Origin of the sequence: Roseivirga sp. (genome assembly GCF_965216855.1) — a bacterium.
Taxonomy (GTDB): domain Bacteria; phylum Bacteroidota; class Bacteroidia; order Cytophagales; family Cyclobacteriaceae; genus Roseivirga.
In genome coordinates, this window is record NZ_OZ244204.1 from 1,851,442 (window position 1) to 1,862,711 (window position 11,270).

The 11,270-nt window shown below is 40.5% G+C and carries 13 protein-coding genes; 7 read left to right on the forward strand and 6 right to left on the reverse strand.

Annotation, left to right across the window (positions count from 1 at the left end; genetic code table 11):
* Positions 1–30 precede the first annotated feature (30 nt).
* Positions 31–1,293 (reverse strand): DUF4270 family protein, encoded by a 1,263-nt coding sequence (locus ACOOEY_RS08345; protein WP_420388211.1) that lies wholly within the window; start codon positions 1,291–1,293, stop codon positions 31–33.
* Between the two features lie 22 nt (positions 1,294–1,315).
* Positions 1,316–2,128: a glycogen/starch synthase gene (locus tag ACOOEY_RS08350; RefSeq protein WP_420388212.1), complete on the reverse strand. Its 813-nt coding sequence runs from the start codon at positions 2,126–2,128 to the stop codon at positions 1,316–1,318.
* Between the two features lie 136 nt (positions 2,129–2,264).
* On the opposite strand from ACOOEY_RS08350, the gene panC reads away from it, so the two are divergent.
* The 7 genes from panC (at position 2,265) to ACOOEY_RS08385 (ending at position 7,908) form a co-directional block, all read left to right on the forward strand.
* Positions 2,265–3,110, forward strand: coding sequence for a pantoate--beta-alanine ligase (panC, locus tag ACOOEY_RS08355; protein WP_420388213.1), 846 nt, complete (start codon positions 2,265–2,267; stop codon positions 3,108–3,110).
* Between the two features lie 28 nt (positions 3,111–3,138).
* Entirely contained in the window at positions 3,139–3,486 is a 348-nt protein-coding gene (gene panD, locus ACOOEY_RS08360; RefSeq protein WP_420388214.1) for an aspartate 1-decarboxylase, read from the forward strand.
* A gap of 6 nt (positions 3,487–3,492) precedes the next feature.
* Complete coding sequence (locus tag ACOOEY_RS08365; RefSeq protein WP_420388215.1) at positions 3,493–4,497, forward strand: lysylphosphatidylglycerol synthase transmembrane domain-containing protein; 1,005 nt, start codon at positions 3,493–3,495, stop codon at positions 4,495–4,497.
* The gene (gene rfaE2, locus ACOOEY_RS08370; RefSeq protein WP_420388216.1) at positions 4,481–4,960 is read left to right on the forward strand and encodes a D-glycero-beta-D-manno-heptose 1-phosphate adenylyltransferase; all 480 of its coding nucleotides are present in this window, start codon (positions 4,481–4,483) and stop codon (positions 4,958–4,960) included. Before ACOOEY_RS08365 ends, rfaE2 begins: the two co-directional genes overlap by 17 nt.
* A 1-nt stretch (position 4,961) precedes the next feature.
* A complete protein-coding gene (locus ACOOEY_RS08375; RefSeq protein WP_420388217.1) occupies positions 4,962–5,648 on the forward strand; it encodes a zinc metallopeptidase in 687 nt (228 codons plus the stop codon).
* A 61-nt stretch (positions 5,649–5,709) separates the two neighbouring features.
* Positions 5,710–6,849, forward strand: a complete 1,140-nt coding sequence (locus tag ACOOEY_RS08380; protein ID WP_420388218.1) for an acyl-CoA dehydrogenase — start codon at positions 5,710–5,712, stop codon at positions 6,847–6,849.
* Positions 6,850–6,984: 135 nt separating this feature from the next.
* Positions 6,985–7,908: a helix-turn-helix domain-containing protein gene (locus ACOOEY_RS08385; RefSeq protein ID WP_420388219.1), complete on the forward strand. Its 924-nt coding sequence runs from the start codon at positions 6,985–6,987 to the stop codon at positions 7,906–7,908.
* Here the strand turns inward: ACOOEY_RS08385 and ACOOEY_RS08390 are convergent.
* Genes ACOOEY_RS08390 through ACOOEY_RS08405 form a run of 4 tightly spaced genes read right to left on the reverse strand, consistent with a single transcriptional unit; the run spans position 7,894 to position 10,986 of the window.
* Complete coding sequence (locus tag ACOOEY_RS08390; protein ID WP_420388220.1) at positions 7,894–8,658, reverse strand: geranylgeranylglyceryl/heptaprenylglyceryl phosphate synthase; 765 nt, start codon at positions 8,656–8,658, stop codon at positions 7,894–7,896. The two genes, ACOOEY_RS08385 and ACOOEY_RS08390, sit on opposite strands and share 15 nt — an antisense overlap.
* Positions 8,636–9,025: a hypothetical protein gene (locus tag ACOOEY_RS08395; protein ID WP_420388221.1), complete on the reverse strand. Its 390-nt coding sequence runs from the start codon at positions 9,023–9,025 to the stop codon at positions 8,636–8,638. The genes ACOOEY_RS08390 and ACOOEY_RS08395 overlap by 23 nt, the downstream gene beginning before the upstream one ends.
* Entirely contained in the window at positions 9,018–9,374 is a 357-nt protein-coding gene (locus ACOOEY_RS08400; protein WP_420388222.1) for a phage holin family protein, read from the reverse strand. The genes ACOOEY_RS08395 and ACOOEY_RS08400 overlap by 8 nt, the downstream gene beginning before the upstream one ends.
* A 40-nt stretch (positions 9,375–9,414) precedes the next feature.
* Positions 9,415–10,986 carry a Na/Pi symporter gene (locus tag ACOOEY_RS08405; protein ID WP_420388223.1) on the reverse strand — a complete coding sequence of 524 codons (1,572 nt, stop codon included), beginning with the start codon at positions 10,984–10,986 and terminating at the stop codon, positions 9,415–9,417.
* Positions 10,987–11,270 lie beyond the last annotated feature (284 nt).

Below are 11,270 nucleotides of genomic sequence, written 5' to 3' on the forward strand. Positions count from 1 at the left end.
TTTCTGGAAAAGTACTAAGAAATAAAAGGTCTACCTCAATTCTGAGTAGAAAATCTTAAGGCTCACTTGGTCCTTCGGAATGGTCAAACCTTTCAAACTAAAGTTCATTTCAGAGGGGTAAATAAACATTTGGTCCCTTCTGAAACCATCATTGTAATATGACTGAACATAAGAGGTAATAGAACCACTATACACTCTGTCATCAGGATTAAAGAAGAACTGTACAGCATTTCCTCCTCCCAATTGGTTGGCACCGTCAAATTGCACTGCCCTAAATGAAGTACCATTAGGAATCAGTGTATTCCTTTCATCTGTTAAATACAATAGGATGAAATTCGGAGGTATTGTACCATCAGGCATATCATCGATGGGGCCTATCTCAAGAATAGCCTCGTTGACAATAATGCCCTCGTTTGCATCACTAAATGTCGACAGCTCAGATAAGTCAATTCTTGGTACTAATCCCAGTGAAGTGAGCATGGCCAATTTAGGCGTGTTTTCGTAAGGTGTGTTCACATCCTGAATTTCAGCAAACTGAGTGGTTGACAAATCAGATTTCAGCTCGTAGAAATACACCATTGACTGAGTATCCATTTTAAAGCTGAGATTCACCACATCTGTATTATCAGAATTAGGCTGCTGATAGTAGAAAATCACTTCGAAAGTTTCTCCCGGCACAATTGAAAAAACATTGCCCTGATCTGCCTTAGACTTCACCGTCAGGCCCGGAAAAAAGGTTCTGAAGTTATTTTGATCAGTGAAATTGGAGTTTTTAGACCTTACTCCTTCAAAGAACTCATTGCCCCATGTCATGTCTGCATGCATGGTGTAAGTAGAGTCAAAGTCTTCAATTACAAAATCACCACTGGCCAGTAGCCTGTTGCCTATCTGTCGGGTATTGGAACTGATGTAAGTGGTATCAGGGAATTCTTCACCTATATCATAAATCTCCAGTCCCATATCTCTGTTGCTGGAAGTCGTATCATAGGCATACCCTATTCTGAAATTAAATTTAACAGAATCAAGCTGGGCGGCAGAAGGTATTTCAGGTTGAACCGCAGTTCTCGCTGACAATGCTGTATAGCCCACCGTTTCAAGTGCTCCGAAATCAGGATGATTAACATTACCCACCAAAAGCCTTCCTTGTCTGGAAGTTATGATAGAATCTAACTTCACCATAGATGAGTTAATATCCAGTTCGGTCGATACAAATTCAACGGGAGCAACATCATCAGTTGCAATTCCGAATCCCCCCTTCTCCTCACAAGAATTGAAAATTGCGAGACCCAACATGAGGATCCCGCAATTTTTAATCTTAGCCAACAAGTTCATTATATAAGTTGTAGTACGAATCTAAAAAGTTATCGTCCTTTTCTATTGTATTAACTGTCTTCTGTTTTTCGATCTCTTCAAGAAGCTGATTCAAGCTTTGACTCACTTCTTCTTCAGCCTTTATCACTGCATCAGCATATTGTGCACCGGTCTTAATAAACCCGGCAAAGTCTGCAGACTTAAGATTTTCAAGCATGCTGTCAGAAATATCCATCATTTTCACTTTGTCTAGCAGACCTTCGTCAAACTGGTGAGCGAAACCGTTGTTGTAGATAGTAAATACTGACTTTGTGTCCTGAAATAAAGGATCGTTTTTGTAGGTAGTTTTTAAATACAAAGGAATCAGACTTGTCATCCAATCATTGCAATGTACGATATCCGGTGCCCAGCCAAGCTTCTTAACTGTCTCCAATACTCCTTTACAGAAGAAAATGGCTCTTTCATCATTGTCCTTGTAGAAGTTGTCATTCTTATCGAAGAATACAGACTTTCTATGGAAATAATCCTCATTATCAATGAAATAAACCTGGAGTTTGGCATTCGGGATAGACGCCACTTTTATCACTAATGGTTTTTCCTCATCGCCCACGGCAATATTAATACCGGACAACCTAACCACTTCGTGCAATCTGTTCTTTCTCTCATTAATGAGACCGAAACGAGGGACCAGAATCCTGATCTCCATACCTCTCTCTTGCATAGCTTGTGGCAATTTGCGCACAAAATCGGCAACAGCAGAAGTTTGAAGGAAAGGGTTAATCTCACTCGCTACGTAAAGAATCCTTAATTTTGACATATTTAATGGAAATTTAATGAAACCTCTTTGCTAAAAAGAAGCACAAAATTACGGATTTTTGGTCAATTTTCCTTCAAATGAACGAAAAAGGCTTCGGAGTCTTTTAATTAGGGACGTTAATTATGGTTAATCATTCATGAAAGTTTGCAAAACGATTGCTGATCTCAGATCTGAATTATCAGCTTTCCGTACCACTTCAAAAATCGGTCTTATCCCTACCATGGGCGCCCTTCACAATGGCCACTTGTCTCTGGTTAAAGCAGCCAGGAAAGAAGCCCATGTCACCGTTGCCTCCATCTTTGTAAATCCGGCCCAATTCAATAATCCTGAAGACCTTATTAAATACCCAAGAACCCTCGAAGATGATCTCAAAAAATTAGAGGCAGCTCAATGTGATTTTGTCTTCACTCCCGAAGTAGATGAGGTTTACCCCTCAAAGCCTGAAGTTAAAATCAATCTGGGGCCAATCACCAATCAGTTAGAGGGCAAATTCAGACCCGGCCATTTTGATGGGGTGGGACTTGTCGTATCGAAACTCTTTCATATTGTTCAACCCGACATTGCTTTCTTTGGGCAAAAGGATTTGCAACAGTTCTTTGTCATCAAGAAGCTGGTCGATGAGCTCAATTTTCCAATTGACCTACATATGGTGGCCACCGAAAGGGAGGCAAGCGGACTGGCCATGTCATCCAGAAACCTTCGCCTCAGTGAAGAAGAGAAAGAGGAAGCCAGCCTGCTTTACAAGGGGTTGAAAAAGGCACAAAATATGTTGCTCGCTTCCAGCGAAGTAGCCCCGGTCAAACTCGCCATCGCAGAACTATTTGACCAGTCAGCACGTTTAGAACTCGAATATTTTGAAGTGGTAGACACTTCAAATTTCAGGCCTTTAGATAAGGTAGTAGAACAGAGTAAAACAGCGATTTGCATAGCTGCAGAAATAGGAGAAGTCAGATTAATAGACAACTTATTGTTAATTTCTTAGCTTTGCGCTCGTTTTTGGGGGAGAAGAAATGCAGTTAGAAGTTTTCAAATCAAAAATACACAGAGCAAAAGTCACACAAGCTGAACTCCATTATGTGGGAAGCATCACTCTGGATGAGTCCTTAATGGAAGCCGCAGACATCATTGAAAATGAAAAGGTTCAAATTGTGAACGTGAACAACGGAGAACGTTTCGAAACCTATGTCATTAAGGGTGAAAGGAATAGTGGCACTGTTTGTCTCAATGGCCCTGCAGCCAGAAAAGTACAGGTAGGAGACATTATCATTATCGTTTCTTATGCCATCATGGACAGAGAAGAAGCGAAAAATCACGAGCCTATTGTTATCTTTCCCGATCAAAACAATAGTCTTAATTAATCCCGGTTGAAGTTTAGCCCGAAAGAACTACTCAAGTATATCATAGTACTGATCATTACAGGAGGTATCTTCTGGTATGTGATCAGACAAATTCCTTTGCAGGATTTTAAATCTGCTCTTCAGCAATTCAATTTTTGGTGGATAGGATTGAGCATTCTTTTGTCTATAGTCAGCCATTTTTTAAGAGCCTGGAGATGGAGTCTGCTCTTGAAAAGCACCGGGTTCTCATCTACTATTCTGAACAGCTACTTCTCGGTGATGATTGGTTACTTAGCCAATTCGGTTTTTCCAAGACTGGGAGAAGTAACCCGATGCGGAGTTATTAATCGAACGGAGAAGGTTCCTGTACCCCATGCGTTAGGAACGGTAGTAACGGAGCGGGTCATAGATCTACTGATCCTGCTCTTATTGACAGCGCTAACTTTTGCCCTCCAGTTCAACTTGCTTGAAGACTACTTCAACGATGGCATTATTGGACTCAAGACCAAACTGGAAGAAAGTATCTGGCTATTAATAAGCCTGGGTGTAACTGGTCTCGCGGGCTTATATGTCCTATTTTATACTAACCTGGGCAATAAGATCGGACTCGTGAAGAAGGTTAAAGAGTTTGTAAAGGGAATCTGGACAGGAATAATTAGCCTCAGGCACGTAAAAAACCAAGCCGGCTTTTGGGGAGCAACCCTGGGTATATGGCTACTGTACTTTTTAATGCTTTATGTCATCACTTTTGGTTCACCTCTGACACAAAATCTTGGCATTTTGGCAGGCTTATCTATCCTCGTCATGGGTAGTTTTGGCATGGCCACCCCATTACCCAACGGAATAGGAGCCTTTCATACCTTTATAGCAGGTGTTTTAGTACTTTATGGCATAGATAGGAATGAGGGAATAGTTTTTGCCACCATCATGCATACTTCTCAGGCAATAACTGTTTTAGTGATCGGATCAATCAGTCTGGTTTTGGTAAACCTGAGAGAAAAGAAAAAAAGCCGAAGTGAAAACAGAAGTTAAAATTAAGTCACACAAAGACCTGAAAGCCCAAATCAAAGAGTGGCAAAGTCAGGGCAATAAGGTAGTTTTCACCAATGGCTGCTTTGATATTCTTCACTTAGGCCACATCGACTACCTCGAAAAGGCAGCAGCCATGGGAGACAAATTGGTTGTTGGGTTGAATTCCGATGATTCAGTAAGAGAGCTTAAAGGACCAGAAAGACCAGTAAATAAAGAATATGCAAGATCACGCATGTTGGCAGCTCTTTCTTTTGTCGATGGACTTACCGTATTTAGTGAAAAAACTCCCAGGGAATTAATTACGTATTTGCTCCCCGATATTTTAGTAAAGGGAAGTGACTACTCTGTTGAAACCATTGTTGGGGCAGATGTCGTTTTAGGCAATGGAGGAGAAGTCAAAACCATAGATTTGGTAGAGGGCTATTCTACCTCGAACATAATTGAGAAAATAAAAGACAAGTAATATGTATTTCGTATTGATCATTGGAATTATGATTGTGAGCCTGGTGGTTCAACAGTCTTTAAAAGGTAAATTTAAAAAGTACTCTCAGGTTGGATTACAAATTGGTCTTTCCGGTAGAGAAATAGCAGAACTAATGCTAAGGGATAATGGCATTCATGATGTGAAAGTCGTTTCTGTCCAGGGAAGACTAACAGACCATTACAATCCATTAGACAAGACCGTTAATCTGAGTCCTGAAGTTTACAGTGGTCGGTCAGTAATGGCCGCTGCAGTGGCTGCTCACGAGTGTGGACACGCAGTACAACATGCTACGGCTTACAAACCTCTTGAAATGAGATCTACGCTGGTTCCTGTTCAACAGGCTGGTGGTCGAATCATCAATATTATGTTTTGGGCGTTAATCATTGGCTCCTTGGGAGTCAAATTGTTCCCAATGGAATGGGCTATTCTTGGTATCATAGCTGCCTACACTATTTTTACTCTTTTCGCATTCATTACACTACCTGTAGAATACGATGCAACCAAGAGAGCATTGGCCTGGGTTGAGGAAAGAAATATCACAACGGGTCAGGAACATGACATGGCTGCCGATGCATTGAATGCCGCTGCCAGAACCTATCTTGTTGCCGCCTTGGGGTCTTTGGCAATGTTGGCCTACTGGGTATTAGCATTCTTAGGAGATAGATAATTAGAAAATTATCGACATTATTATAACTTTGCCTAACAAACGTTAGGCAATTTTATTTTCCATGAATTTCGAATTAACAGAAGAACAGATCGCAGTAAGAGATGCTGCCAGAGAATTCGCTCAATCGGAGTTACTTCCAGGCGTAATTGAGAGAGATGATAAACAGCAATTTCCAGCTGAGCAAGTCCGTAAAATGGGTGAGCTGGGTTTTATGGGAATGATGGTAGACCCTAAATATGGCGGGGGCGGAATGGATACGGTATCGTACGTACTGGCGATGGAAGAAATATCGAAAATAGATGCTTCTGCCAGCGTTTGTATGTCAGTAAACAACAGCCTTGTATGTTGGGGACTGGAAAAGTATGGTACTGAAGAGCAAAAGCAAAAATACCTCAAGCCGCTGGCTTCAGGTGAGAAAATTGGTGCCTTCTGTCTTTCAGAACCGGAAGCTGGTTCAGATGCCACTTCGCAAAAAACCACTGCTGAAGATAAAGGTGATTACTACCTGTTAAATGGTACCAAAAACTGGATTACCAATGGTAATTCTGCTTCTATCTATCTGGTAATCGCTCAAACTGACCGCGAGAAAGGTCACAAAGGAATCAACTGCCTTATTGTTGAAAAGGACATGGAAGGCTTTGTCGTTGGTAAAAAGGAAGACAAACTGGGAATCAGAGGGTCTGACACCCATTCTCTTATGTTCACCGATGTAAAAGTGCCTAAAGAGAATCGAATCGGAGAAGATGGCTTCGGGTTTAAATTTGCCATGTCTACTCTCAACGGAGGTAGAATTGGCATTGCCTCTCAGGCACTGGGCATTGCATCAGGAGCATATGAACTGGCCTTGGCTTACTCTAAGGAAAGAAAGGCATTTGGTAAACCCATTAGCCAGCATCAGGCCATTCAATTTAAGCTTGCTGACATGGCAACAGAGATTGATGCTGCCCGTCTGTTATGTTTAAAGGCAGCCTATCTGAAGGATGAGAAAAAAGACTTCGCTAAAGCCAGCGCCATGGCCAAACTCTATGCTTCGAAAGTAGCGATGGATGTCACCGTTGAAGCGGTACAAGTACACGGTGGCTATGGTTATGTAAAGGAGTATCATGTAGAGCGCCTAATGCGTGATGCAAAGATTACTCAGATCTACGAAGGCACTTCAGAAATTCAGAAAATCGTAATCTCCAGAGAGTTACTTAAATAATTAGAATATTACAATTAATATGACCATTGGCATATCTAATCATGCCAATGGTCATTTTTTTTTTGAAAAATTTAGTTTGGTCATAAAATCAGTGCAACTTTATGAAGAGACTGTTACTAATATTTTTAAGAGACTATGGAAGACTATAACAAGATTATTGAATCTCTTGGGGTCCGATATATTAAAAGCCGTAATATCAAGATTGCCAAATCTGTTACGATCAACAATTTTTATGATGTAGAAAACACTATAATTATTGTCAACAACGGTGATATATATTTTGGACCAGACCAGGAAAAGGTATCTGAAGGAGATATGCTTTTTATTCCTGGTGGTAAATCGCTAAATATTTCATTCGGTTCATCTACCGCGGCCGCCATCAATAACGAGGACTTTATTACTAATAAAAAGAAGTATTTACAGAATGCTTCAGAGTCCGAAATTAATGACTATGACGTAGATGGATTTAGCCAGGTAATGTTCGAGGCAAAAGTGTTCGATTCTGTGAATTTCTTTTCATCTCTCAACATCACTCCTTTTGCAATCAGAAGCTCAGACACTATTGCCGACCTGATCAGACTCATCATTGATGAAGACAACTCTGTAAAGCCAGGAAAGAATAGAATCATCAAAGTAAATACAGAATATCTCGTGGTTGAAATCATCAGGTATATTCTGGATAATAGACTCTTTGTAGAGCAATTAGTAACAAACAGCACTTATTTCAAGGACCCACGTCTTATCGATATTTTCAGCTACATCAAAGAAAACATTGGCGGAGACCTGTCTAACAAAGTACTCGCAAGAGTGGCAAATGTGTCTGAAGATTACGTAGGTCAATATTTCAAAATGCTGACCGGCATTAACCCTCAGGACTATATTGAATATCAGCGCATGGAAGCGGCTGTTGACCTGCTTAGAACGACCAAGAAAAGTATTAGAGACATCGGTAAAGAAGTCGGCTATAAAGACACTGCTTATTTCTGCCGCAGATTTAAGATGATGTTTGGAATTCCTGCCGGAAAAATGAGACGCAGAGAAAGTCTAATTAACGTTTAATGTCTCATTAAACATTTGAATGATATCAGAAGCCTCGGTCATCAGATCGAGGTTTTTTTGTACCCCATTACCAATCACCACTATATCGGCTCCAGCATCTAACGCTCTCTTGACTTTTTCCTTTGTATTCAATCCGCCCCCTACAATCAACGGCACCCCCAGGTTCGATTTCACCTGTCGGATAATTTTCTGGGAAATGGGCTCATCTGCTCCACTACCTGCGTCCATATAGATCAACCTCATACCAAGCATCTCTCCTGCCAGGGCAGTACTTGCGGCTAGGCTTGGTTTATCGTTTGGTAAGGGTTGAGAGTTACTCATATACGATGCACTAGTGGGTCTTCCTGAGTTTACCAGCATATAACCTGTTGGAATGACTTCTATCTTACTTTTCTTTAAGACAGGAGCGGCTACTACATGCTGACCAATTAACAACTCAGGATTACGACCGGAAATAAGGGATAGAAACAAAATAGCATCTGCATCAGCTGAGATCTGAATGGCATTGCCCGGGAAAAGAACACATGGAATGTTAGTGTAAGACTTAATGAAGCTCACCACTTCATGCATACTATTAGACGTCACCAGACTGCCACCGACAAAAATATAGTCGACAGTATTTTCAATACAACGGTTTAAGCACTGAACCAATCCTGATTCGTCCAAATCATCCGGATCAATCAAAACGGCCAAAGATTTTTTAGCCCCCTCTGTGCCGGAAAGTATGCTATTCAGAACCTTTCTTTTCATGCTTTTCTTCAAGTTCCTTTAAGAAGATTCTTAACTGATTGGCGGCCATACCCAAAGCAAACAAAATAGCCTGCTCCTTCACCGTATCCATCAAGAAACCAGCGCTTCCCGATGTCTTAAACACTGGCTTATGTTTCTTTTTCTTCTTCTTTGTCTTTTTTGAGGACTCAGTTTCCATTTGCTCATCCTCTTCAGCATCGCCTGAGTGAAAAATTTTTGAAAGCAGCCAAACTGCCAGAATACCTCCTCCTGCCATCAGGCCAATTTTGCCAGCTCCCTCAAGCCTGTCTCGCAGATTTTCGAACTGATCCTCAATTGAATCCTTTAGTTCTTTACTGTTCGCTATAAGTTCTTCTTTACTACTCATTTTCTTCTTCAGGTTCTTCAAGAATTCCAGAGTCCTTTACTTCTTCTAATAACTTATCTTCAATCTTATTCTTCGATAAAAATACAGAAACACCAATGATCAAATAGAGCCCCGCAACAATCATGTAACCCCAATAGGCGCTCTCTAACAGTTGATTCAAAAGTGCTGATAACCCTAAAGACAGGAAAAGCAAAGTCGCCAGGATGCAAAGCGAAATGATAAGAAGTGTAAGGGTCTTAGCAATGAATCTGACAGACTGCTCCTGGAAATCGAGCTTCATCAACTCAATTCGGGTTTCAATATAGGCAGAAACCGTTTCTGTCAGCTTGTTAAAATCGAAGAACTTCAAACCTGATTTATTTCCGGCAAGATAAGAATAAGGCCGTGAATTATTGAATTGAAATCAATTTTGAGGACTTGATAAGATTGCCGGACTGATCATAGATAACAGATCTGATGAGTACCTTCTGATCTGGATCAAACCAATAATGCCCTGTCTGATTGTTAGGAAGCTGTACTTCGAAATAATTTAAATGCTCAAGGTTTAAAGCACCAGCCGAATAAGTGGCGGTGTCGTTCTTGCTGAGAATCTTATCTGACTTGTTGAATTTTGAAGTTGAGAAGTCGTAAGTAAATATTTCTGAAGTTGAAGCAAACTTCTGTTGCCTCTCTCTAATCATAAAGATAGTATCTGGCAATGAGCTTTCCACCGGAGCTCCATCTTTGAACACATAATATTCCAGCTTATTTTCAGAGACCTCTCTTCTGATCTGGATTGTAATAGACTTAGGCTCTGCTCCTGAAACCTGATTTTCATACAAATAAGTACGTTCCGTTACATACCCTTTATTGAAGTAAATAAGCGCAAAGGGCATCAAGAAGAAAGTAAATAAAATGTAAGAGAACCCAATCATTCTGGAGTCCAATGTTAAGGCACCGAATTTACTCGCGAGCAATACAGGTATTCTCCTAAGAATAGGAAAAGGAAGAAATACCAAAACGCCAATCAGGTTGAACAGAAGGTGTACAAATGCCAAGCTAATTGCGGCATCAGATTTATTGAAAGCTGCTAGTAAGGCGGTAATAGTAGTACCAATATTGGCTCCCATGACAAACGGGAATGACTTGCTCAAAAGAACCTTCCCGGATGCCACCAAAGGAACAATCAAAGAAGTAGTCACCGAGCTGGACTGAACTCCTGCGGTTACCAAGAAGCCCCATCCAAATGACTTGTAAGGATTATCGAAAATAAATCGCTTCAAACGATCCTTGGATGTTCCAATCAGACGCTTATAGATAATATTCGACAGAAATTTGATGGATATAAAAAGCAGTATCAGAGCACAAACCAATGCGATAATATTCTGAGGAAATATTGTCACCAGCTCTCTGCTAATTCTTGAAATCCCAAATCCGTATGAGGTATGAAAAATGTCTATGCCGAAACTTGAATCCTGAACAAGTCTTGTCAGCTGTTGAGCCAAAAAAGTCAATGTACCATAATAGTATTCCAGAGGGAAAACTATCAGTACTGTTATAATATTGAAGAAGTCGTGAATGGATCCAGCCGAAATAGCTTTCCTGAACTGATTACGCTTCGTAATAAAGCCTAGTGAAACCAGAGTACTTGTGAGGGTTGTCCCTACATTGGCACCCATCACAACGGGTATGGCATTCTCAAGAGTCAAATAACCAGAAGCCACTACAGCAACAGTCATCGATGTTACTGTAGAACTGCTCTGAATTAAAGCGGTAGCTAACAAACCAATGAATAAGCCAATGAAAGGGTTGGAGGTTGCCAACAGAATAGAACGAGCGGTTTCTTGCCCAAGCATGGTGAAAGACTCACCTACAAGATCAATAGCCAACAGAAACAGAAATGCAGCAATCACAAATTGGACCGTTGTGCCCAACCAGCCTATCGGCTTTTCAAGATTGCTATTTTTCAAAGATTCTGTCATACCAGCTACATATAGCTCGCCTAAAATATTTTGCAAAAATAGATTAAAGCATCACGGTATATCTGCCACCTATGTAAAGCCTATGTTAACAATTAAGGGGTTTTTGAAAAAATTGTTAAGACTCTATCTATTTGATATTGTGATGGTTAAGCATATTATTTGTCATAATAGCTTGACAATCAATCAGAACCAATATTGGGGCGCTACAAATTATCCGAAAAGTTATTTTAGTTTTGTGTTCAATTGACCTATTAAGAAATTAGACGTTAGTATTTCCTCCTAAA

What these genes read in the sequence shown, in the direction of transcription:
- ACOOEY_RS08345 (WP_420388211.1), bottom strand. Translation starts at nt 1,293, where the DNA reads ATGTTGGGTCTCGCAATTTTCAATTCTTGTGAGGAGAAGGGGGGATTC.
- ACOOEY_RS08350 (WP_420388212.1), bottom strand. Translation starts at nt 2,128, where the DNA reads ATGTCAAAATTAAGGATTCTTTACGTAGCGAGTGAGATTAACCCTTTC.
- panC (WP_420388213.1), top strand. Translation starts at nt 2,265, where the DNA reads ATGAAAGTTTGCAAAACGATTGCTGATCTCAGATCTGAATTATCAGCT.
- panD (WP_420388214.1), top strand. Translation starts at nt 3,139, where the DNA reads ATGCAGTTAGAAGTTTTCAAATCAAAAATACACAGAGCAAAAGTCACA.
- ACOOEY_RS08375 (WP_420388217.1), top strand. Translation starts at nt 4,962, where the DNA reads ATGTATTTCGTATTGATCATTGGAATTATGATTGTGAGCCTGGTGGTT.
- ACOOEY_RS08380 (WP_420388218.1), top strand. Translation starts at nt 5,710, where the DNA reads ATGAATTTCGAATTAACAGAAGAACAGATCGCAGTAAGAGATGCTGCC.
- ACOOEY_RS08385 (WP_420388219.1), top strand. Translation starts at nt 6,985, where the DNA reads ATGGAAGACTATAACAAGATTATTGAATCTCTTGGGGTCCGATATATT.
- ACOOEY_RS08390 (WP_420388220.1), bottom strand. Translation starts at nt 8,658, where the DNA reads ATGAAAAGAAAGGTTCTGAATAGCATACTTTCCGGCACAGAGGGGGCT.
- ACOOEY_RS08395 (WP_420388221.1), bottom strand. Translation starts at nt 9,025, where the DNA reads ATGAGTAGTAAAGAAGAACTTATAGCGAACAGTAAAGAACTAAAGGAT.
- ACOOEY_RS08405 (WP_420388223.1), bottom strand. Translation starts at nt 10,986, where the DNA reads ATGACAGAATCTTTGAAAAATAGCAATCTTGAAAAGCCGATAGGCTGG.